Origin of the sequence: Leptospira bourretii (assembly GCF_004770145.1) — a bacterium.
Taxonomy (GTDB): Bacteria; Spirochaetota; Leptospiria; order Leptospirales; family Leptospiraceae; genus Leptospira_A; species Leptospira_A bourretii.
Map to the genome: position 1 here is coordinate 88,730 of NZ_RQFW01000024.1, position 24,601 is coordinate 113,330.

General features: G+C 36.5%; 17 protein-coding genes. 5 read left to right on the forward strand and 12 right to left on the reverse strand.

What is annotated here, in order from left to right:
* Positions 1–23 precede the first annotated feature (23 nt).
* The 10 genes from EHQ47_RS18880 to EHQ47_RS18925 are packed head-to-tail and all read right to left on the reverse strand — an operon-like array spanning position 24 to position 18,117.
* The gene (locus EHQ47_RS18880) at positions 24–665 is read right to left on the reverse strand and encodes a hypothetical protein (protein ID WP_135777842.1); all 642 of its coding nucleotides are present in this window, start codon (positions 663–665) and stop codon (positions 24–26) included.
* A complete protein-coding gene (locus EHQ47_RS18885; protein WP_135777843.1) occupies positions 655–6,543 on the reverse strand; it encodes a TIGR04388 family protein in 5,889 nt (1,962 codons plus the stop codon). Before EHQ47_RS18885 ends, EHQ47_RS18880 begins: the two co-directional genes overlap by 11 nt.
* A gap of 24 nt (positions 6,544–6,567) precedes the next feature.
* On the reverse strand, positions 6,568–9,246 hold the full coding sequence (locus tag EHQ47_RS18890) for an efflux RND transporter permease subunit (protein WP_135777845.1): 2,679 nt from the start codon (positions 9,244–9,246) through the stop codon (positions 6,568–6,570).
* Positions 9,243–12,227: an efflux RND transporter permease subunit gene (locus tag EHQ47_RS18895; protein WP_135777847.1), complete on the reverse strand. Its 2,985-nt coding sequence runs from the start codon at positions 12,225–12,227 to the stop codon at positions 9,243–9,245. The genes EHQ47_RS18890 and EHQ47_RS18895 overlap by 4 nt, the downstream gene beginning before the upstream one ends.
* The gene (locus EHQ47_RS18900; RefSeq protein WP_244290414.1) at positions 12,224–13,624 is read right to left on the reverse strand and encodes an efflux RND transporter periplasmic adaptor subunit; all 1,401 of its coding nucleotides are present in this window, start codon (positions 13,622–13,624) and stop codon (positions 12,224–12,226) included. The genes EHQ47_RS18895 and EHQ47_RS18900 overlap by 4 nt, the downstream gene beginning before the upstream one ends.
* Positions 13,621–14,253 (reverse strand): hypothetical protein, encoded by a 633-nt coding sequence (locus tag EHQ47_RS18905; RefSeq protein ID WP_135777849.1) that lies wholly within the window; start codon positions 14,251–14,253, stop codon positions 13,621–13,623. Before EHQ47_RS18905 ends, EHQ47_RS18900 begins: the two co-directional genes overlap by 4 nt.
* Entirely contained in the window at positions 14,250–14,750 is a 501-nt protein-coding gene (locus EHQ47_RS18910) for a hypothetical protein (protein ID WP_135777851.1), read from the reverse strand. The genes EHQ47_RS18905 and EHQ47_RS18910 overlap by 4 nt, the downstream gene beginning before the upstream one ends.
* A 10-nt stretch (positions 14,751–14,760) precedes the next feature.
* The gene (locus tag EHQ47_RS18915) at positions 14,761–15,279 is read right to left on the reverse strand and encodes a hypothetical protein (RefSeq protein ID WP_244290415.1); all 519 of its coding nucleotides are present in this window, start codon (positions 15,277–15,279) and stop codon (positions 14,761–14,763) included.
* Entirely contained in the window at positions 15,276–16,640 is a 1,365-nt protein-coding gene (locus EHQ47_RS18920) for an Ig-like domain-containing domain (RefSeq protein WP_135777853.1), read from the reverse strand. Before EHQ47_RS18920 ends, EHQ47_RS18915 begins: the two co-directional genes overlap by 4 nt.
* Positions 16,627–18,117: a TolC family protein gene (locus EHQ47_RS18925; RefSeq protein WP_341867466.1), complete on the reverse strand. Its 1,491-nt coding sequence runs from the start codon at positions 18,115–18,117 to the stop codon at positions 16,627–16,629. Before EHQ47_RS18925 ends, EHQ47_RS18920 begins: the two co-directional genes overlap by 14 nt.
* A 179-nt stretch (positions 18,118–18,296) precedes the next feature.
* Between EHQ47_RS18925 and EHQ47_RS18930 the strand changes: the two genes are divergently transcribed.
* Genes EHQ47_RS18930 through EHQ47_RS18945 form a run of 4 tightly spaced genes read left to right on the forward strand, consistent with a single transcriptional unit; the run spans position 18,297 to position 21,400 of the window.
* Positions 18,297–19,031 (forward strand): FecR family protein, encoded by a 735-nt coding sequence (locus EHQ47_RS18930; protein WP_208727474.1) that lies wholly within the window; start codon positions 18,297–18,299, stop codon positions 19,029–19,031.
* Entirely contained in the window at positions 19,031–19,951 is a 921-nt protein-coding gene (locus EHQ47_RS18935; protein ID WP_167483317.1) for a DUF4384 domain-containing protein, read from the forward strand. Before EHQ47_RS18930 ends, EHQ47_RS18935 begins: the two co-directional genes overlap by 1 nt.
* Before the next feature lie 39 nt (positions 19,952–19,990).
* On the forward strand, positions 19,991–20,194 hold the full coding sequence (locus tag EHQ47_RS18940) for a hypothetical protein (RefSeq protein ID WP_135777927.1): 204 nt from the start codon (positions 19,991–19,993) through the stop codon (positions 20,192–20,194).
* Between the two features lie 3 nt (positions 20,195–20,197).
* Positions 20,198–21,400 carry an LIC_12337 family protein gene (locus EHQ47_RS18945; protein ID WP_135777857.1) on the forward strand — a complete coding sequence of 401 codons (1,203 nt, stop codon included), beginning with the start codon at positions 20,198–20,200 and terminating at the stop codon, positions 21,398–21,400.
* Here the strand turns inward: EHQ47_RS18945 and EHQ47_RS18950 are convergent, their stop codons facing one another.
* Positions 21,401–22,552 carry a PHP domain-containing protein gene (locus EHQ47_RS18950; RefSeq protein ID WP_135777859.1) on the reverse strand — a complete coding sequence of 384 codons (1,152 nt, stop codon included), beginning with the start codon at positions 22,550–22,552 and terminating at the stop codon, positions 21,401–21,403.
* A 52-nt stretch (positions 22,553–22,604) separates the two neighbouring features.
* On the opposite strand from EHQ47_RS18950, the gene EHQ47_RS18955 reads away from it, so the two are divergent.
* Complete coding sequence (locus EHQ47_RS18955; protein WP_135748706.1) at positions 22,605–24,143, forward strand: ArnT family glycosyltransferase; 1,539 nt, start codon at positions 22,605–22,607, stop codon at positions 24,141–24,143.
* On the opposite strand, the gene EHQ47_RS18960 is transcribed toward EHQ47_RS18955, so the two are convergent.
* Positions 24,140–24,544 (reverse strand): thiol-disulfide oxidoreductase DCC family protein, encoded by a 405-nt coding sequence (locus tag EHQ47_RS18960; protein WP_135748705.1) that lies wholly within the window; start codon positions 24,542–24,544, stop codon positions 24,140–24,142. The genes EHQ47_RS18955 and EHQ47_RS18960 overlap by 4 nt on opposite strands.
* Between the last annotated feature and the right edge of the window lie 57 nt (positions 24,545–24,601).

The following is a 24,601-nucleotide window of genomic DNA, read 5'->3' on the forward strand; positions in this document are numbered from 1 at the left end:
CCTTCTTGTGAGGATACTCTGATTTATTTAGGAGGAGGAACCAAGTAGAGTTCGAAACCGTTGCGGATTTGAGGTTTTACGGGATCTTCGAGAACTATAGACAGAAAATTTAAGTTCCCCGGCTCATCATAATTTCTATCTCCTATTGTGAGGAACAAGCGGTATTCATTTTGATTCGAATAATATCTTACGGAACAATCAAAAAATTCGATTTGAAATTTTAATCTGTCACAATTACCATTTTCACAAGAATGTTCATATATCCAAATTTTGTTTTCTTTGAAAATTCTGCCTTCCCCTACAACCACAAATTCTTCTCTTTTTTTTGAAGGCCCACCTTTTAAAACAGTAATAATTCCATGATCATCGATATAATAATTAAAATCAGATTCATTAAAATTTGAACTAGTCCACTTAGTGTTTTTGAAAACTTGACCAATGCTAAATGATTCCACCATTTTTAAAATATCATAACAGAACAATTCCTCTTTTTTAATAATACAGCTCCCTACTTCTTTTATGTTGTTGGTTCTCGTATTTGAATGGCACCCGCCATCCATGTCTAAATAAAAAGAGTCTTCATTTTCCAAAACAGTCTCTTGTTTTTTACAATAATCTGTAATTAAAATAATAAGTAATGTTAGTAATAACTTCTTATGCTTCATCTTTTGCCTCAACTCTAACTTGCGGCTTTAATTCATAAAATTCTGATCTTCCCAAATAAGTAGATTCTTCTGAACCTTCCAAATTTTTTTTAATCCTTTCATTTATTTCTTTCCTTGGCAATTTTAGCTCAAAAAACTTCTTTCTTAGTTTTTCACTTAGAATCTTATCAGATTCTGATCTTATCCACCGATTATCAATTCCCTTCCCACCCCTTGATTCTGCAATTTGATATTCAAAAATTCCTAAGTCCTGATTAAATCGTTTGTCTGTAATCATATACACATGGTCTGATTTTACTGCTGAGATATTGCTATCAGGTAAATTTTCATTTGCCCGAGTGATTCCAATCAGTCCCACACTCAGTTCTTTTGCTTGAAAATTGGTTTTGTGGTTTGTCAAGTCCTGGCTTGTGGTAATACGATCGGACACCAATGTCATAAAGTTAGATGCTTGGCGCAAGTATTCCACCCCGTTATAATGTGCATTTCGATTGCCATATTCTAAATCCATATTTTTCGTTTCATCTGGCATTTGGTATAGCTCCGTGTTTAAGTTCGCAAAACTCCCATTAGCGGTAATCCCCGAAGCATTTAAGACCGCTCCAATAAAACGGATACAATCAAGTCCGTCCACGGCGCGAAATCCATTTGCATCTACAGGATTTACTGCAGATACATCTTTTTTTCCATCAATTATTTTATATTGGTCATAAGAGATTTTCCCTTTCAGAGATTTCCCTAATAACTTTGCCACATTCACGGCATGTTCAGTGACAAGTTCTTTCGTAGAGAGATCTACATTTTGGGAAGCTTCTGAAATTTCTTTTCCCAATCGTTTTAAATAGGCGGCATTGGTTTCTTTTTTTGTATCATGATTCAGATTAATTCGTGCCAATGCCTCTGTTGAAGAGACTAAGTTCGTCGCTTCTGGGTTAAGTGGATACAATGAACTACCTTCTCGTAATCGAATGTATTCCTTTAATTCTTTTTCAACTTTGGCGGGAATTGGAACGTCTTTATCTCCCCTAAGTTTTTTTAACTTTGCTTCAATTTCTGTTGTATCTGCTCCAGCTTTACGTAATTCATAAAGTTTTTTTTCCGTATCGATACGACTATCTTTGGAATAATCGTCGATGATACTTGCTTCGATCTTTTTAATCTGTTCACTTTGAGTTTTTTGTTTCACATCTGGGTCAAGATTATTTTTGTTATTGGTATTTTTTTCTATGGTAAATCCATCAGCAAATCTTGATACAACCTCCCCAAAACGAAGGATCCCACTCTTAAATGGATTTGTTAAATTTCCTAAAATAGAATTTTCTGAAGAAGCTTCGATGGACAAAGATCCAGAATCAGAACCAACAGCAATAGAATTACTAAGACCACCACCAAAACGATTTCGCAAACCCAATCCTAACCCAATTCCGCTTAGTAATAAAGTTCCCATAGTACCTGCTGCCGTTGCAAAGTCAGTAAATGGATCCGAATCATTATCTTGTAACAATGCAGTTGCCCCATCACCAGAATCGCTAAGATCCTGGGCTGCATTGATATTCTGTTCGGCAAAATTCATTTCCGACATTTCAAATCCATCATCGGAGTTCGTCCCCAAAATAATGCCTTGTAACTCTGATGAGGTGGAGATTCCATTTTTATCAACCGAAGATTTCAAACCTAGTTTCGAAATGGGATCTGTATACCCAATACTACCACTAAACCCACCTCCATTAAGATCATACATCATAGAATAATTCCAGTCTGTCCGAGGTCCTTTTCCGGTAGGATTATAATTAAATCCAATATTGGCAGCACCGTTTGTTGTCAAATCTGCGGTCAATTGTACCCCTCCACCTAATGACTTAGAAGCTTGTAAGGAGGTATTTCCATTTTCAGAAAAACTCAAACTTAGATTACTAATCGCATTTCCAATTCCTAAAGATCCTCCCCAACCGTTTTTATCTGAATAAGTAACACCAACTCCGGGAACCATTCCCTTAAAATATCCAGATTGGAATTTCCCCATCCCTTGAGAAATTCCTCCTAATACACCATTGGCAAATCCTGCCAATGCTCCCTTGGGACCTTCGTGGCTACCTGCAATGGTCTGTAGGAATGTAGAAGCAACTGCTTGTCCAATTCGAGTTGTTGCGGGCAACAATCCATTGCTAAGAGTACTAACAGCCTTTCCGATGGATGAAAGTGCCGAATTAACACCCGTTAGCATACCGCTTGCACCTAGAGTAAGCGCTATAGATGCGGCATTGACAACGGTTTGCCTGACTGCATTTGATCTTGCTTTTTTATCTGATTTCTGTTTTTGGTAAGAAGAATAGTTGGAATTGACGATTTGGCCGATGACACTCTCATCCATTCCCAATGATTTTGCTATTTCTTTCGCAAGTGCTTTTTTCCCAAGTTCTTCGACAACTGCCTTCGAATCTCGAAGATTTAGATAACTGCTTTGGTGTTTAGTCCAACCTGCCTGCATACCCATAGCCTGTAAGGCATAACCAAAACTATTATTACTAGAAGTATTACTGTTTAAATTTCCGGCATTGATGATTCCATTCGTATCTTCCAGAATGGATTGAATTTCATCCTCTGGAATCCCGCAAGCTACTATGGCTGTTTTTAACATCCCTCCAAATGCCCCGACAACCTGTGAGCCTATATCAAAAATTGGATTTTTTGCCATAGCCTTATTTGCTTTTTTTGCCTTCTGTTGACCATACTTATCGCCTAACATTTTTGAGATCGCCTCTGTAGGTATCCCTGTACTTTGCGAAACCGCCATAGAAATACCATTTTGGATTAACATTTGTTCATTGGCTTTAATTTCCTCTAAACGTTTATCTGTTCCAGCTATTTGATCATTCAGTTTGTCATACTGCCTCTCTCCGATCGCTAACTTTGTCATTGCCATAACGGGTGCTTGCGTTATATTTAAAGTAACGGTTGAAAGACCTAATGTTGCTATGTCGGCGACTTTCAAAGTAGTAGAAACTGTTTTCGCTACAATTTTTTCAATGGCTTGGACTGGATTTTTTACAGAGATATACTGGTCACGTGATTTGATTTTTCTTGCATTCCTCCTACCCTGCATAAAATCAACCATCATCGATGCGATCTGAATATCTGATTCACTACCACCCGTCGCAGTAACCCAGGCCTTCGCTATCTCGTTGTTAACTGCTGAATCTAACTTCCCTTTCAGAGATGCTCTCATACCAGAGGCTCCTCCGGTAAAATATGCAACAGCCAATTCTTGCACCAAAGAATCTGCATTTTCTTGAGATTCTTTTCTAATCTGAAACAAATCCTTATTTCGATTATTCTTTTCTTGAATAGAATTCATATTTGAGTGAATGGAATGTTTATCTCTTTGGAGTGAGTTTGCTAAAAACGATTGCGCAGTATCTGCTTTCTTCTGAAAAAGTGTAGCCCAATCCTCATCACTCCATGTTGTAAAAAAACTATTCCCATTTGGAACATTGAGTTTCCCTATGGAACTTAACTGAATCTGGCGAACTTCTTCAGTTTTCCCTGCATTGTACTGGCCTTCCGCATTTTTTCCAGCCAGTAAACCATTATAAATTTCTTTTTTTAGAGTAAGGACACCATTTTTGTCGTCGATGGTCACATCGTATTCTTTCTTTAATAAGTTTTTGCATATATCTGCATTTGGATTTTCATAACAAGAGCCAAACCGATTCTGTTCTGCCTCTGTCAGTTGCGACGAATCATAGTTACCAAGCAATATTCTTTCTTCTTTTGTCAACTCACGACCACCTAACAATTCCCATTGAATTGAATAGGACATTTGATTAATTAGTTTTTTTTGTTCTGAACTTTGAATCTGTTCTAAGTCACGATTCATTTGCAAGAAGGAAGCATATTGACCCACGCCTGTAATGGTTTTATGGAATTCTTGTAATAATCCATTCCCACCGATTTGGATTCCTTCTATGGATTCTCCAAAATTTGCTAAGGACTGAAATTCCATTACATTCGCCAAAGAAAATTCTTCTTTTTTAAGATTTGGTTTCCATGCAGATATAGAGGGCGTAGGATTCGCTTTCAATTCACCTGCTTCGTATAACTCTGCCCAGGATTTTAAGCCGACATGTTTTTCCTCGTCTAAACTTTTTAACCACGTTTCCTTTGAACGTTCAATTTCCAAACGATTGGCTTCTAATTTTGCAGTCGCTTCAACTAAAAGATTGTTTTTATTTTCTTTCCATTCTTCATAACGATTAGAATATTCTTTTACTTTTGATTCCCAGTGCGAAACAGCAGGCAACAAACTTGTCTGAAAATGATTCGATTGCCTATCTAACTGAGAATAATTATCTTTCCAATATAAAGAAGATTGAGAGGAATTTTCATCATACATTTCATACAAAAGAAAATAAGCAATGGCTCCCATTTGAAAATTAAATCTTCCTGATGAAATAACGGAAGCGTGCCGATCAGCCACCCAATAACCATATTTTTTTTTGCCGTCTAACAACAAATTTCCGTTCGTATGAAACGCTTCCGCAAAGGGGACGTAAAAATCGCCTATTTTTTCGTTATTAATGAAATGAAAAGCATCCGTATACAAATTTGCTGAAACTAAAGATTGTACATGTCTACCACTGCCTAACTTATTATTAATGATAGATATAAGCCTTCCATAATCCTCATGATGAATCGATTGGAATATCCCTTGCATTTCTAAATCATAAATTCCAGAGAATGTACCGATTTCCCCAAAACCACCTGCCAACCAATTTTCATATTTATAATCAGCGGACAACTCATGGTAAGTTTGATTGCGAAGCCTCCATTCAGCTCCTGACAAATCAAAATTTGATTTTGATTGATTTAGCTGAATTTGAAATCCTGTTTGGTATGTGTAAATTTGGTCTTTAAAAATAGTATATTCTGAAAATGCCTTACTTGATTCACCCGATAAGAATTCTTTCATTTGTGTGGAAATAGATGTTAAAATAGAATCTGGATCAATTTCGGACTGGTTTAACTGAAGGGAAAGATCCCCAATAAACCTCGAAAATAACCTACCGGCTTCGTTATAAGTTCCATCATAATTTTTATATTGGCAACCTGTGGATACAGAACAAGAAGCGTCCAAACCAGTTTTTAGTTGGGAGACAATTTCGCGTAAAGCTACTTTAACCGTATCCTTATATGAATTAATTGCATTTAGATTTTCGGAAAATTGGTTTTCTGTATTGGCCAAAGATTGCACATAGGATTGGTAATCGTTTTCAAGTTGTGAAATTGAATTTGCAAAGGAATCTAATCCTTCTTGCCTTGTTTGGTCCCATTGGAACTCCCACTCTTTTGCCGATTCTAAAATTTGATTTCTATTTTCCGCGATCGCCCGTTCCTCTGAAGTAAAATCCTCATACAAGGCTTCTTGTCCAATTCGAGTGAAATACAAAACATCTATTTTACCAGTTTCTAATTTCTCTAAAAAAACATTCCGATTATCAAAATAATCATCAAGCAAGTCCCTTTCCCATGCAGAATAGAAAACCGAAATTTCTGAAACTAGAGACCTCCTTCTTTCATCAAGATAACCCTCGTTAGAAACAAAGCTGTCTTCTCCTTTTTCTTCTGAGAGTATTTGTTCAATGATTCGATTTGCATTTTCTTCCCACTCCCCCATCGACAAATACAAAACTTCATGAACTTTTGATTCCCATTCATCGAGTGAATTGGAAAAGTATACATTTCCATAAAATTCAGAATATGCGGAAGATTGGTAAGTTGGCGGACTCCAAGATTCTAAAATGGATTGCCCAACAACTGCATACGTAAAACAGAAAAAACTCGTTAAAACAAAAAAGCGAAAAGAGGATTTTGAATTCATAGAGAACCTCAGCTCTCTTAGGTATCAAAGGATGAGTTTGGTTTTCATTATTTTCCATTTTTTTAACATTTTAAGATAGAGAAGAAAAAAAATTGAGATAAGAAGAAATCCCCCCATAAAAAACTTTCCACCTAACCCCGGAAGTAAATACGAAAAACCAAACAAAAGGGAAAATGGAATCAAAAGACTCGCATGTAATGAAGAGCGACGGATCCACAAAAGCAAAAAAAACAAAAATGAAAGGACAGTTCCAAATAGAAAATAATCACCACCTAATAATGATGTATTGATTCGCCATAGAAACATAAAACAAATACAGGGGATCAGCCAGAATGTTTTGTATTTATTTCGATATAAAAACAAAACTGAAAGCAGAAGAAGAAAAACAGGTCTATATTTTGGTAATGATTCTTTTGTAGGTAGAGTTTCCGACAACCTAACGATATCATTTCCCAAAAGTTTTCGAATTTTAGATTCTAAATCTTCCCAATGAATGGATTTTCCTTTTACCAATATTTCTAAACTTGTTTCGCCATTTTTACGGTAGATCCGACCTTGCGTTTTTAGTGTTTTATAATTTGTAAACGTTTCCGTAAAGATAGGAATTCCCGATGACATTTTGATTGGCTTTTGTGGATAACGATCCAATTGATTGTCAGGTTTTACTAAAAATCGAATATCCGTATTCTTTTTTTCTAAAATCATTTTCCCAACAATGGATGATTGTAATTCCAATGACCTTTCTTTGATTAAATCATTTAAATCAAAACCTAACAAGTTTCTATACCTTGTGGGAGAATGGAGATCCCAACCTTCTGTTGAAGGCTGAAAACACAAAACAACCTCTTCAATTTCTTTTTTGGTTCGCAACCAAGGGATGATGGAAAATATCTTTTTCTCTAAAATTTCCGTATTGGCATTGGAAAAACGAATTTTACGATCTGAATTTGATTCTGACTCTCCTAACAAATGGAAGTACCCTGATTCTGTTGGAAGATTTTTAAAACCATTTTTCTCACCTAACTCATTTAAACGAAAATAAAATATGGCGCTCGAAGGATTTTGTTTTAGAATCAAAAGATCCGTAATATTTCTTGATAGTATCTCATTTTCGACTTGTTTGGTGATTCGAATGGATTCATGTTCTGGCAAAGATGTAGGGAATTCTAATCTACCAATTTGGACTGTCCCATACGAAGATGTGACCGGCACAATTTCTAAACTCGAACCAAAAGAAAACAATATACCAATGATAAGGAATAGACCAACGAAAAATACTCTGGTTTTTTTTTGTGAATCTTGATTCTCCCAGAAATTCCATTGTTTATATGAGAAATATTTGTTCTTCGAGAGCAAAGGAAAAGACGGAATTGATTTTTTTGAAAAGGACAGAAAGAGATGTTTCAAAAAAGGAACAAATAATAAAAAATAAAGATGAACCAAAGAAATGATTCCTAAGATTTTAGGGATCCAATGCAAAAGAACAAAAGTCCAAAGAATCAAAACCGATACAAAATTAGAGAGAGTCCATTTCCCCAACCTTCTGACTGGAAATAAAACCAAAAAGTATTTCCAAACTAAAAATTGGAATAATGTAGACCGTCCAATTGAAAAAGAAAAAACAGAAGATAACCCTAAAAATAGAAGAGAAGCAATATAAAAAGATAATAAACGATATAAAATTGTTTTGATTTCAATCCGAAAAAAAACAGGAGATAGAAGTAAAAGCAGATCCAATAAAAAAAATAGATCGATGAACCGTGACAAATCATAAAAAAAATCTTGGTAACTTGTATATAACAAAATCCAATGTTTATCATTCGATAATAAAGAGGTTAACTCTCTTGTTATATGATACAAAGAAGTTCCATTCTTTGCGTTAATCAATATCGTTTCTGATTGTAATCCGTTAATTCTTGTTCCATGATGAGATTTTTTTTCTCTCAAGGATACGGTGCCGAAAGAAGAAACCAAAAGACCTTCTCCAAACCGAGAAGGAATCCCAAAGTTTGACCAATCTTTTGGGTTTAGAGGGAAATCCTTTTGGAACCACAAACCCTGTTCTAAATCATAATGAAATCCAAAGTTGTAATTTCGAATGGCATCAAACAGAACGGACAAAGAGGGAAACTCAAAACTTTGTACCCTGTCCCCTTGTATCTCCAAAACCACTTCTTTTTCAGAACCTGGATGATGGACAAATGATGAAACACCAGCGATATTTCGAATGTGACTTTCCAAACCATGGCGACTGTGATCAGAGCCTTTTGAAATCTTTTGCAAAATAACAATAAACTGATCTTCTAATTTTCTTATTTGAATCTTCGGCGAAAGTGAATCTGTAGGAAATCTTTGTCTTTGCAAAAGATATTCATTTCGAATCGTAGAAATAATATCTTCATTTTTTATATCTTCTTCTAATTCCAAATGGATTTGAGAACTTCCTCGTTCTGAGATTGATTCAATTTCTTTGTAACCAGAAATCCCTTTTAAAATTTGTTCCCAAGGTTTTGTGATTTTTTCTTCCACTTGCGATGCCGTTTTACCGGGCCATTGGACAGTAATTTGAACGGATTTCGAAACCTGCAAAAAGGATTCTTCACCTAACAATAAGTCGCCTATTTGCAAAACAGATAACAAACTTAAAAATAATACTAAGGTCAAAATTCGATATCGGTAGTATTGAATTAAATTCCCCGTCATGTTTTTTTAATCCAAAATTTTTCAAACAAGTTCGGATAAATATAAAAAACAAAGAATAAGGAAATTAGAATGCCAACAAACATCGTGCTTGCGATAGATTCAGAAAATTCGGAACCTGGACATCCAAAGACAAAAACAGGGAAAAGACCCATCATCGTCGTTCCTGAGTTTAATAAAATGGGCCAGAGTAACCAACGAAGGACATACTCTCGTTTTTTTAAACCAGTGACCTTTTCAGGTATTTCGATCCATCTTTCACCGAATAAAGAAATACTATCAATAGACAACCCAAGCAGAACAACTAGACCGATATAATGCCCTAAATGAAATTCCGAAAATAAACTAAAAACAAAAATCATAGTAACCAAAAGGTAGAAACAAGAAATCGAAAGGTAAAAAAATGGAATCCAAAATGATTCATAAATTCCGACAAGGGCTAAATAAATAAAAACAAAGGAAATAACTAAGAGGATCACAAGAATCAAATAAAATTTTTTGATTTCCTCACTTGCAGAAACTTTTAGTAAAGTTAAATGTCCAGATGGATCCAAATCTTTCCGATCAAAGTCCATCACTTGGCCTATCCATTCAGCAGAAAACAATCCAGATTCACGGCGGAACTGATTCAAACTTCCCCTTTGTTTTGATCGAAAAAGAGAACTAAGAAATGTGGTTTCATTGTTTTTTGTTTTGAAACTAATCTTAGAGAAATCATTTGTGTTTGTATGACTGGAAAGAAACGAATCGAAACCAAGATACAAATCCGTTTTGGTCGTCTCGCCAATAGAGCCTAAATATTTGGGTCTTTGTTCGTATAAAAATTTCTGTTTTAAATCTTCTTCATTTGGATTCCAGTCTGGAATTGGAATTTGATTTCTTGTCCATTCTTCTAATCGAATTTCTTTTGGTAAAAAATCAAACTTACCAACAAACCCATTGGTTTTTGACTGGGTTTGGAAGTTCATAACAATTCTGGTTAACTCCTCCCACTGATCATGTAGAAAAACAATCGAGTCAACAGGAATGAAAGGCAAAGCCGTTTTGAGTTGGGAGTTGATAGGTTCCCATTTCCAATCCCATCTTGACCTCAAAAGTTCATCTGAAACCAATCGTTCTAATTCTTTTTCTTTTTTGACTCCAAAAAATTTCCATTCGATCGGAATTGCTTTTTTAGGATGTTGGGACTTTGTATCATAAACATTTAATGGTGATAGAAAAACAGAAAGAGTAGGATCGAGAATTTTGATCTTCTTTTCTAAATCTTCGACAAACCGAAGTTCTTCTTCTAAACTCAAATGGTTCCAAGGAATCATTTGCAATCGATTCCCTATAGGAACTTGTTCTGGAAAAATTTTCCAACTAGGACCAAACCCAAACAAATAGAAAAATAAAATTAAAACTGAAATGATCGAAATCAATCGAACATTCAATCTAGAAAACAAAACATTGGTTTTATTATCAATTTGGAATAAAGAATCCTCTTTTTCAAAACTGATAGATTCCATTTTTAATGATTCTGATAAAGAAATGGAAAGTAATGGGACAATCAAAACGGATGAGACGAGAGAACAAAAAACCAAAAGAGCTATGCAGACTCCGGAATCGAAAAAGAATTCTTTCCATTGCATAGGGAACAAAAGAAGAGGAATGAAAACTACAATGGTCGTGAGCGAGGAGGAAACAAGTGAAACCAAAACAGAACGAATTCCCATAGTGACAGCGTCAAAACTCGATAACCCCATGTTTAAATGTTTTTTGATGGAAAATACTGTCAGGTTACTGGCATCAAATAACATTCCAATCCCAACGGAAATCCCACCTAAACTCAGCAAGTTGATCGAAATCGAAAAAAACAAAATCAAATGAAAAAAAAAGACCAAAGAAAATAAAACCGATATAAGTAAAATCACAGTTGGAGTCCAACTACGATACAATAGAAAAGAAAATAGGAAAGCGAATCCCAGTCCCCATATCATATTAAATCCAGTTTGTTTGATCTGATCTTTTAATTCATTCGATCCATCATAAAAAATTTCAGATGCAATGAAAGAATCGAAACTTCTTAGTTTTGTTGTTATTTCCGAGGATAACGACAATGGATTCGAAGAAGGATCTGCAAAGATGGCAAGATAAATCGAATTTTTTCCATTCATACGTGTTAGCTTTTCACCGGGTGAATCTGCTTCGTAGATTGTTGCGAGTCGACCAAGTCCTACAGAATTTCCGTTTCCTAAATGAATGGGAAATTCAGAAAGATTTTGGTGAGATAAAACCTCTGGAGAGAATTTTAGTTCAGTCTCTTTTGTATATTCTTCGACTACCCCTAGCGACCCACCACGGATCCCTGTTTGGAGCTGTGATTCCAAATCGCGGATGTTTATCGGAAATAAATCCAAGATCTCCGGATTTATAGAAATAATAGAATTTTTTTTCCTGTTTCCTGTAACACGAACTTCTGTTACACCAGGGATACGTTCCAATTGAAAAACCAATTGTTGCAAATGGAACTGAAAGTTTACAAGATTATCGTTTCCGTCCCTGGGGATAACCAATTCTAAAAAAGGAGAATCCTTAATTTCTCCTTGCACTAACCGCGAAGGTTCAACACTAAACGGAAGTTTATCTTTCATTTCCAAAATTCTTTGATACAATTCTTCTTTAAAGTCACGAACCGATGCACCATACTGTAGATCAATTCTTACAATTGACTTACTATGTTCAGAAATTGTGCGTATCCGATCGACAGACTTAACGGAAGAAACCAATTCGGAAATTGGTAAACTAACCATCATGTCAGTATCTTCTGCCGAATGATTTGGATACTCAGTGACAATAAAATACCGAGAGGGTGTTAAATTCGGTAATAACCAAATTTCTAATTCAGGTATTCTAAAAAAAGCAGCGATAACAATCGATAAACAAATAACAAAATATAAACATTTGTGTTTGAAAAAAGAAAGAACATAACTTTCGATCTTCATAAAACCAAACTAAATTCTACTTCATCCTCAGAAGAAAGCCCAGAAAGTATTTCTAACTCATTTGAAAAATAAGGTTGATACTGAATGAAACGTTTTTCCACCTTTCCCCCGTTTTTTACATTCACAAAAAAACCATTCGTTTCATCACCATGAAGGGAAGAAGCAGGAATCAAAATTTTTTCTGTCACCTCATTTAGTTTCACTTGTGAAAGCCCGAACATACCAGGAATAATCATTTTATGATTTGGTTCCAAACGAACCTTAATGCCGATACTATGGGACCTTGAATCCAAAAAACCTCCCACACGGTCCACCTTACCTTTGATTGATGGTAAATTTGTTTGAGAAGGTAAAAAAAGAACGGATTTCCCTGGGGAAAAATAAATCAAATCAGATTCTGCAATTTGAAAACCGACTGAAAGTTCTCCCTTTTCAATTAAAGTCATCACCGGAATTTGGTTTGTTAACTCCCCTTCTTTAGCCAGAATTTTTAATATCTTGCCAGGTTTAGGGGCTCGCAAACGAGTTTCAGCTAATAATTGTTCGTTTGATTTAATTTGATTTTGAATGATTTTTAAATGCGCCAAACTCAATTCATACTCGGCCCTTTCGATAGAGGTATTTTTTTCTTTCCAGGTTTTTAACTTTTCTTCAAAACGAATCTCTTCAGATTCCAATCCTAAGTGTATCCCAGAGAGAAGGTTTTCTCGATCTCGTAATAAATTTTTATATTGAGTTTGTTTGGATTCCTCCTCTTGTTTTATTTTCTCCAACTCGGAGAGAGATACAAAACCTTGTTTCCAAAGGATTAGTTTTTTCTCTTTTGTATCTCGAACTAGTGTCCATTCTTTTTCAGCAAGTTCAATCCATTCTGTTTTTTTATCGATTTCTCTTAGTTTCGTTTCTACTTGTTTCTCTGCCTGTTTCCATTTTTCGAAAGCAATTGCCACTTGAGATTTGGCGATGCCAGCAGATAAAACTAATCTTTCTCCCTCCAATCGAATCAATTCATCATCTATCTCTAAAAGAATTTGACCTTCCTTGACAAAGTCTCCCTCCTCTATGAATATCTTTTTGACTCTTCCATTTTGTTTGTTATGCAATTGGATCTCTTTCGTTGGCTCCACTACAGATGGGTATTCCAAAACTTTATTTTCTTCTAAAATTCTAGGTTTTCTAAACACCAAACTTTGTTTTGGTGACTCCATAGCAGAAATTTCATTTGTTTTTCCCAGTTGGTTCGGGAAATATAAAAATGAAGCCAAAAAGGGAAACCGACCCCGAATCGCCGGTGTCGAGAGATGCGTATACAGCACTGACAAAACAAAAAACAAAATCCCGAAGAAACATATTTTACGAATCCAAACTTTTAGGATATATCCAAGATTCCCTTTCATACATTTGCCAAAGCCAATACAAAAAAGACAAATAAGATTGGATTCACATAACCCAAACTATGAGAAAGGAAGGATACAAATTGATCCCTGGAAACAAACAACCGTTTGTACAGTTCTCCGTTATTGATAAGAAAAAACAAAAACAACGTTGTCCAAAACACCAGAACCAAAGTGGAATAAAAATTGGAGGCAAAAAAAAGACCCAAAACCTGGTTTCCTAAAAACAAGATACAAACAAAGAAAAAAAATTGATGAATCAGACTTCCAATAAACTTTCCTAAATTTTTCTGAAATGTTTCCTTGGGTCGTTTTAACAAAGAAAAAAGAAAGTTCATCGAAACGGAAAGAAACAAATACAAAAGAGCGACCAAAAGGACACTGACAATTTGAAATGGATACAAACTCCAAAGAGAAACTTGTTTCCCAGCGTTTATCGCATCCATTTCTAAATTGCGATTATTACTCATAAACTCATCCCAATTCCAGAAACAATGAAAACCGTAGAGCAAAAGATATAGACTTAGAAAGAAAAAAGGAGAATGATAGATTTTTATCAATCTAGCTTTTAACATTCCCAAGAGAAACACTTGGTATTTTTTAATCTGAATTCCCAATAGAGATATTTTCATTTTTCCCCCAATTCCTTTTCTAATCTATCTAGATGGGTTTGGAATTGTTTCCATTGGGCCCAAAAAAGTTTCTTTTGTTTTATCGGATCTTTTGTATTCTTTAACTTCAAATACAACAAACAGGCTTCAGGTGATATGGGCAGTAACTCAATTAATTTTGATTCGTCTTCAGAAGAAATAGTGACAGGCAATTTCGATACAAGCACAGCCTTAAAGTATAACAATACCAATTCGGGCGGTTTCTGAGAAACTTCTATCCAATGAATAAAGAACTCTTTCCAATCTCCCAAATAAAACAAAGATTTACTGTAAAGAAGGTCTTCTGCGGGCAATAATTTTTCTTCTTTCTTTTTCTCCTTCAACACAGAACTTACTACAGTTAGATGACCGGAATGGTATGCTTCAGAGAGAACTTTTAATTCATTCGAATCAGAAAGAGTCGCCTGTGAACAACGAACAAAACTTAAAATGGCAAACAAAATAAATACATTTTTCATAAAGAAACTCCTAGAGTTTTTGGATAGAATCAAGAAATGGGAATGGATCTTTTTTATCCCAATTCCAATCGAATCGATTGATTTCTTTTTTAGAAAAATCAATCCAGAGCACTCGTATCGAGTTTAGATTTGGTTTGAGTGGATACACAAACCGTAGTACAAAAACTTCTGTCGCTTCAACTTGGCCTGCTTGTTCTTTCCAAATTAAAATCCGGGAACTATTTTTATTTGGTAAATGTTTTAATTGATTTTGAAATTCCTCCAAACGATCATTGGGAAGAGAGGAACTCACCTCCTCCCAAATTTTATCCCCAACCACCACGGAGTAACCTAACTCTTCTAATTCTTCCTGTATCTGAAAACTAACTTCTTTTTCTTCTGAATAACTGTCGTAAAAACAAGGGGATATAGAATGAACAAATAAAATCTTCTTACCATTCGGAATGGGATATGTTTGTTTTCGAAAAGACTTTGAAGTCCCAACACAAGATAAAAACACAAAGCTACTTACGAAAAACAAATACTTCATTTTGCTTCCACCTGAATGACAAAACCAACTTTCATCTTTTTCCCAGAAATGGATTTTGCATCTGGATCCAAACGGAACTCATAATAAGGATAAAAGTTTGGCGCAAAAGTAGAAGAAGATAAATTAAAATCTCCTCCTGTTGAAATGTTTCCAAACAAAGTTCCATTACAACTTGCTTCACTTTCTGCAAAGGAATAAGTTAATTGTTTACAACCAAAAGGAGATTCTGTTTGGCAATGAGACCAAACCCAAGTCGATAAACGAATGTTTGTTGATGGTGGGGAAATTTTTGATAACCGAGTGGCTCCAATGACTGAAGTTGTGTCCATATACTGGTTAAAAAAAATCCGAAAATTATCAGTATTTACATCGGCGCAGTCCAAACTTGTCCCTGGCCCACCAAAGCCCGTATCTCCTCCACGAAAATGATAAAAATTTGGACTAAGGATGGGCATTCCTTGGCTCCAAAAACAAAATCCTGAATCCCAACGAGCCCCTAGCTCCGATCCTAATTCTTGAATCCCCAAACCGCAGTTTTGTGATTCCAAACCAAAACCCACAACTTCTGGATCACTCAAATCAGCTCCAACAAAAAAATCGGATTGCACTACTTCCGATAATTCTGCTCCATCCAATGAATGTAATCCGGCTGGAAATAAAATACGGTACCTAGTTTCCGGTAAAAAATTAAGATCAGGTAAAACTGTCAGTAAGTTAGGACTTTCCCATTCCAATCGATAAGAGGCTACTGGTTCGATCCGAAGGCCAAGGCCCACTTCCGTTTGGTTCATTGGTTTTGAGAATTCAATTCGGATGGGTGGAGGACCAGGGATTCCGGAACAAACAATACCATCTTCACCTAACAAAATATTAGTGACAATTCCCCCAGACAGACATTCCGTTTCTGTTCCCGTTGAAACCAAAATTGAATTTATGGTCGGAGAACCAGGACTTTCTTTTTCACCCACATGAAAGGGAATGGTATACACACGATCCAAATCCTCTCCCGTTTTATCTTCGCATTGTTTGGTGAGACGAATCACATAACCACCAGATGGCAAATCCATTTTAGGATAATATTTGAGAGTGAGCTCCGTTGTTTCAAAACTTCCTCGAACGGGTGGGTCCAATGAAAAAGCCGATACGCAGGACTGGATGGACATGGCTTTACTAAATACAAAGGAGATATTTGTTTTTGGATCAACATTGTTGGCATCGGAGGTCGGAGAAAAAACAAGGACTTTGGGGGCATCACTAGAATTCAAAACCCCAATCCAATCATCAAATGAACCCAACTTGGACGAACATTGGAATAATACAGGCACTAATAAAAAAAATAAATTCCATCTAACGAGTTTCATACGGATCCTCCATTAAAAACGGGTAAGGTTTCTTTTGGATTGGTTCGTTTATTTTTTCGTCCTGAGGTATTTCTTTCCAATCATCTAAAACTTTGGAGAGATCGCTCGGAATGCGTTTTGACTCTACTAGGTAATACCGATTGTCAAAAGGATTTTCTCCAAGTAACAGAACAAGTTCCAAGGCTGTGGATATGTATTGAAAATAAGGCTCTAATACAGATTCTAAACTAACAAATACTTCTTCTTCTGATTTTAAGTATTCAATTTCTGAGATCAGTCCAAACTTTCTTTCTTCTCTTTTCGCTTTCTGTTGGTTTAAATTGGATTTTGTATTTTCTAAATAGAGATTATACTTTTGGTACAATTCATTTAGTTTAATTTCAATCGATTGGACTTGGTTTAAAAAACCGATCTCCGATTGTTTCCAATCCGCTTTGGCTTGTAACAAACTCATTTTTGAATCAAAGATCTTTTTATTTCGACCGAAATCATCGAACAAACCAATCGACCCACTTTGAAAGGAATTTTCCCCAGGTCCGACGGGCTGCGGTCCATACCCAGGAATTCTTTGGATCCCGTTTCCCTCCGACTGGATTCCATTTTGTGTATTAGTTTGAAAACTGGTTCCACCTAAATTGGCTTGGACTCCCACACTCAGTCCATAAATTTCATTCTGAAGAGGGAAACCTGCATTTCCATTTTTTCCAACATATCCACCTAATACTAGTTTTGGTTTCCAATCATTCTCCAAACTGTCTTCTTCTAGTTCTGTTAACTCAATTTGTAGTCTCAGTTTTTTCCGAAGTGGGTGATTTTCATTGGGAGCCATTAAATTGGAACTTGGATCAAACAATCGGATACGTTCCGTAAATCCTCCTGCTAAGGTAATACGAACATTAGGATCAAGCGACATTGCCTGTTGTAATTCTAGGACTGCCAATTTTTTGTTTGTATTGGAGTGAATCTGTTTAGATTGAAATTCAACTTCCCAAACTTTTCGCCATTCAGATTCTCCGTTTGAAGATAACCCAAGTTCCAATTCTTTTTTTCGTTTTTTTTGTTCTAGTTTGTAACGGTCCGACCTAAGTTGATAGATCAAATCAACTAACATTCGTTTTTGGAAGGAAAGATAGGAAAGGGAAATTGATTTAAATATTTTTTCTCGAAGGAGTTTTTTCTCTTCCGAATGAATGAGTCTCCGAATTTCTAATTTTTGTTTTTCTCTTTCAGTTTCTCCTCCATCATACAATAGTTGTTGGATTTGCAAACGAACATCGCGGTATTCCTGATCGATCTGTTCTGGATTTTTTGAGAAAATTCCAAAATAATGGACTCCTAATTTGGGAAGGTATTGTTTCCATTTTTCTCGAGTTAGGATCGGAAATATTTCAGAACGAACCTGCTCCAAACCTAAACTTCCATTCCGTTCCATCCCAATCCAAACACAATCTTCCCAGAACAAATTGTCCTCTGCCATCAAGGGATAAAAAAGAAATCCCAGAAAAAAACATATGGAAAAAAACTAAGACCACATATCAGAAGATAGGTGGTAAATTTATAAATTGGTCCTAACAAACCGTTATTGTAGGGGAATTTTTGATTTTTTTTTTAGTTTTTTTAGCTTGTAAGAGGAGTGAGTTCTACTATAAAAGTGGCATGATTCGATTCACTGTGTCCATTTTGTTTCTTTTTTTGACCACAACCCTCGCAGCAGAGGAAGTGGGGATTATTAGTTTCATTCAAGGAACAAACTACGTTTCAGGACCACGTTTCAAAAAGGCGAAAGAGCCGGTAAAGTTAGGTAGTATCCTAAAAAAAGGGGATACAATCACAACAGAAAACGGAACTTGCGAGATCCAATTGGCAACGCAAGCAACAGTTCGTTTGTCAAAATATTCATCTGTCCTAATCGAAGACCTTCTCAATCCAAAATCCAAATCCACTACCCTAAAACTTGTGGGCGGAAAATTATTTGTCAAAGCGCACAAACCAGGGCCTGGAGTTCCAAGCCAAAACCAACTCAGCGTAGTGAATCCTAGTTTTGTGGCGGGAGTGAGAGGAACAGAATTTTTGGCAGCAACTCCAGACACCGGTGGGGTAAACGAAGACCTAACCGAAGTGGAAACGGGAGTTTATGTCAACGAAGGGACTGTGGCAGTCAGTCCGGATAAAAAAGGAAAACAAACCCTCATTGCCGAAAACGAAGAAATAGTAGTCTCAGGCAAAGGGTTAAAAAAACAAATTTTAGATGAATTTGTGAAAGATAAAATGCGCATTTTTGAAGAGTTCAAAGCCATCAAAGAAGAAAACTACCAACGAATCAAAGAACAATACGAAAAGAACGACCAACTTATGAATGAATACAAAGGCCAAGGCAGCGGAGACGAATAATGAAACATTTTTTAATCCTTTCTTCAATTATATCTCTTTCGCTGTTTTCTTCGGATAAAGTCGGGAGATTGCCTGTTTATAGAATTGCAGTGGAAGCTACTTCTTCATCTAAAGAAGCCATCACTATACGTGATTTTATCAGAGAAAAAATCCAATCCACAGGGCGAGGATTGGTCACACCAACTTTGAAAGAATCCGAGCTTGGCGTTTGGGAATTTGACAAAGAGGGAAATCCATCGGAAAAAACGATTATCAGCTTGGAACGACTCACAAGTACAGATAAACTTCTACTCGTTTCTACAGAAGATGGACAAGCAGTGATTTCTTTTGTGGATGTTTTACATAAAAAAGTAGAGTACAGAACTTCACTACCCGATAGTCTTTCCAAAACTTTGGTCTCCGACTTCCTCGGATTTTTAGATAAAAAAAATATCTACTTAGCCTTATCAGAAACAGGATCTGGTTCTCCGAATGCTCAACTCAGAATCAATTCGTTAAAATCGACTTATATAGCAGGAGAACCCATTCGTTTTGAAATTGAATCAGCTGAAGATAATTATGTATATGTTGTCCTAATTCCTGAGAACCAAAAGGGAGAACCAGTCCTTCTTTTTCCCAACCAATTCCAAAATGATAATTTCATTCGTAAGGGAGATCGGGTAACCATCCCTGATAAACGAATTTCGTTTAAAGCCTCCTCAACTCCTTCAAAAGATAGAATCCGAGCCTTTGCGTCTAGGGAAGAATGGAAAGAATTCCAACTCAGAGGCAAAAAAGAAGATTCTTTTTATCGGCTCTTACCTCCTGCCGTCACAGGAACCAAAGCGAGCATCAAACCAATGGTAGCCTCCAATACGCTCACTGCATCGATTGAGCAAAGTCCAGTAATGGAGTGGGAATACCAAATCCTTTCTCGATAAATTCTTGCAAAATCTTCTCATATCTTTTAAATCATGGGTATGAGAAGTCTGATCATTCAATCCATCACCCTAATGGCACTTAGTGCACTCGTCTCTTGTTCGATGTTTCAAAAAGATGATAAAAAAGACGAAACTGTCCTCGGGGCTCTACTACTTTCTGTTTGGAGTTACAACCAATCAGCCGGTTGCTCCGGACCTAAGTCAGGGTTTACGATTTGTATTCCCAAAGGAATAGCGGAATAAACCATGAAAAAGATCCTCTACATCTTAATTTTTTTTGGGCTAAGCTTTCAACTTTCCGACTTTAACAAACTGACTCGTTTGGATCGAAAAGAACAATTGACCCATCTTTTTAGCCAAGCAATCCAACTAGGTGTCGGCTCAGAAAAACTTTGGTCAGCAACAAGTGCCGACAGTTGGGGTTTTGTTCGCCAATCGGCAACCTGGGCCCGAGGGAATTCGGGAATCATTGATTCTCTCATCCTTGCTCTAAAAAATGCAGGTTACTTCAATAATTCTGCTCCGCGTAATGATGTCTTAAACAACGTCAACTTAAGCGGATTTGGTTCCGCCACTTTGACGATCAAAATCAGCCAAACTATTTCTGGAATAGCTTCCACTGCATTTACGGGAACCAAAACATTTAATCATTTTTTTGAAATCAAAAAGACTGGCGCGTCTACCCCCTCCTTACAGTTGTTCTTTGATGATCCGGAAACTACCTTAGGAAATGACGGTGCTTTAATTTATTACCGCTTGGTTGATTTCGGTAATCCTCAATTTGCTACAGTTGGAGATGTAATTACAGAAAGTTATACTGGAAATGAATCTATTTACGGAACAAAACTCCAAACATATACCTGGAGAAATGGTCCAGAAAATGCGGCCTGGATCAGTAAAGTAGGCAGAGTCATTCTAACAGAAGTGGATTCGGGAAAACAACTTTGTTTTCGATCTACTGTCAAAATGAATTTTTCCAAATTGGAAGCACTTAACCCAGCCATCGTGACTTTAAAAAATGCATGTACGACAACTCAAGGCGCTGGAGATAGTGTTTATTATGTGTTAGCTTATATGCAAAAATTTGATTCGCCATTTTTAACAACAGCAAAAGCAACCATCACGAAAACAACAGCAAAACCCACAACTATTTGTGCCATTCCCGAAACACCGTCAACCCCTGGAGTTCGTTTATCTTATGGCATTTTTGATATCAATGGTTATGTAACAGACCAATTGTTAGCAAATCAAGTCCCAGTAGGATATCCAAGTCCCACTCAAGGTGGTGCTGATTTTATGTCTGTGGATGAAGCGTTTACAAGAACATTTGTCCCAGCAGGTGCCCTAAGTGGCCAAGTCAATGTCCAAACTTATGAAGTTTCCGATAAAACCTTTTTGGATTCTATTGATTCTGCAGCAGGGAACCTAGTTTTCAAAACCGTTCCTTAATCAAAGCAACTGTCTATAAATTGCGTTGGAGAGAATCGACCCTGTGAGGCCGATCATCTCCAACCTGACATAGGAATCCTTTTCTTGAAATCGATATTCGGCAAAACTTGTATCCGGATTCACTTGTAAAACTTCCCCAGCTTGGCCGATAAAACGGATTTCGAGATAACGTTCGTTAGAATTCAATTGGATAGTCTGATCCTTTGTCACTTGGATCTTAGGAACCTTTGGATCGTCCGCTCCATAAAAAAACTTTTTCACACAATAAAAAGAACCTGTTTGGAGTGCTGATAGAACGGATGACTGGTCTTTGGTTCCTTCTTCAGTTACAATATACCGAAGAAAACTTTCCCCTTTACGTCCTCTTTGGTTCCCCAAAGTTTGGATGGCATTCTTCCAACCAGGTTGGTCAAAACGTTTGATTGAGGTTTCAGGAAAATAATGCAGGTCATCACTTGCCATACAATGAACATTCCGTCCTTGGCTAAGCAAAGAATCTAAAATTTTAGGGTCATCTCCATAAGGAGAATAAACTTCCACAGCTTGAAAACCTCCCAAAGAAGAGATCTCCTCTCTGGAAAAGGAATCAAATAATTTAGGATGAGGAATGATCACATATCCACCTAACTTTTGCATACGGTCCATCACCCAATTGAGATTTTCTCTCGCTGCATAAATTGGGAAATAATCATAAAAAGATTTTTTGATACCAATAGCTAAAAGATGGCGTTTTTTTACATTCTGTCCCCATTCCAAGCCCCGAATGTATTCTGGATTTTCTGTCTCAGAAATTTGGCCATAATCTGTGATGGCAACATTTGAAAATCCTTCCCGTTTGTATTCTGAGATAATTTCAGAAACCGTATGCCTTTCTGGTGTGAACCAAACTTCATCGGAATGAGTATGTAAGGATATTTTTTCCTGACCTTCCCCATTCCAATTTTGGTATGGATTGACTAATTTGGATCCTTGGAAAGGTGAAGAAGGGAGAAGGATTGTTTTTCTAAGAAGTATAACAACTGCTAGTTGATAGAATAACAAAATCCCAAGTAAAGAGGCCAAAACAAGAACATAACGATACTTCCACAAAGAAGGTTTACTCGCCGTCTGCCTTTCGGTGTTGACGATGGGGCCTGGAACATTGAAAAGCATGATCCAACTGTATCGATCTTTTTTTCCAATTTGATTCCAGATTTGTTACAAAATGAATACAAAATTAGAAATCCAATTCCGCTTTGACAAAGAAGAGTGGGTTTTCTCTCGTGAGACTGTGAAATTCTTATCAGTCCACCGCACTTTCCTCATCCTTCTATTTGTCCTAACCGTATTCTTATTTTATGGGAATTCCTCTCCCTTGGTTGACCAAGACGAAGCAGCTTATGCAGGATTTTCTCGAACGATGGTGGAAAGTGGAGATTATCTCAGGATGGAATTTCCCTACTCTACTCCTCATAGAAAACCACCTCTACATTTTTGGACCTCCTCCTTTTTTTTCAAACTGTTAGGGGTTTCTGAATGGGTTTTACGTTTCTTTCCAGCTCTTTGTATTTTGGGAACAAGTTTGTTAACATATCATCTAACAAACACTATGTTTGGATCAAGGACTGCCTTATACGCCTTTAGTATACTAAGTTTTTCATTATACTTTCCATTGAACGGAAAGATTGCCTTGGTTGATTCTCTTTTAGTATTTTTTGGAATGTCTGGATTTGTATCTCTTTACCATTGGATCAAATCCAATAAAAAAAGATTCGTATTTTTGTTTTGGTTCAGTGTGAGTTTGGGACTTCTTGTCAAAGGGCCCCCCATTCTGATTTTTTTAGGTGGGACTTGCGCTCTCCTTTTGAGCTTCAATCAAATCCGGTCGAAGATTTGGAAACTCCATCCATTTTTATGGTTACCAGTTGCGACACTTCCGCTATTTTTATGGGGATATTTCTCTTGGCAAAAAGACAATGGAGCACTCATCCGATGGATGTTGGATTGGTATATTTTTCGTCGTGCGACTGATCCAGTATTTGGTCAATCAGGTCCACCGGGCACCTATTTGATGTTATTTGTGGTTACACTTTTCCCTTGGACAAGAATTTATCTTTCCTTTCTCTACGAAAATGGATGGAAACTATTTGCCTTACTCAAAACGAACGGATTAAAAATATTCAAAAATCTTTTTCCTTGGGAATGGAAAGAAATGGATTATACATTTACACCAAAACGTTTTTTACTCTTGGGACTTGTTTTTTCTTGGATATTTTATGAAGGTTTGGCAAGTAAACTCCCATCTTATCCACTATCCGCATATCCGATTCTTTCCATTCTACTGGGAGACCAACTTTCAAGAAAACACAACCAAATCTATATGTATCGGATCTACCTAACTGTAGCACTTGTAATGTTAACCATCATATCTTTTGTGATCTTACCTAAGTTTGCTGAAATCAGACAGGATACAAAAAATTTAGCCGGAATCATTAACGAATACGTCCCAAAAGAAAAAACATTAAATTCATTTGGAGCCCATGGAATTCCAAGTTTTGCATTTTACTACAATCGTCCCATCAAAGAAATCAGTTGGACAGAGGCCCAAACGACAAAGGGATATTTGATTGTTTCCGATTCTGATTATCAGCTTTGGAAAGGGATGGGAGTCCACTGGGAACCCGTGGGAGAAGTTTTCTCTGTTTATGCGTATGATCGAAACAAAAAACTAAATCTTAGGTTAGTCAAAACGACAGAACCTTAACTCAAAAATCGTTTTTTTATGTTTGGTGAGGGAACCATACAGGCATCAGCTTTGCCAAACCAAACATATCGTCGTTTGGCTATGAACTGATAAATAGGATTTCGAATCATTTTTGGGATGATCCAAAACCCAAACAAAATAAACCAAGGGAATTTTAGTTCCCGAACCAATTGCAAAATGGCATCGGATTCTAAATACAAAGTCCCCTCCTTCCAATACAAAATGCTATCAGGGAGTTTTGATGATTTTTCTTTTGAAAACAAGGAATGGTAAGTCTCTGAACCAATCGCAGAAAAGTATAAATTTTCTTTTTGGTTATTTTTTAAAAGGAACTGAACCGATCCCATACACAAATGACAAACCCCATCAAAGAAAACAATTTTACTTTTTTCCGGTGGCATCCTTTCCCTCTACTTCCAAACTGACGATGTACCAATCGAAATCGAGTCTAAATTCAT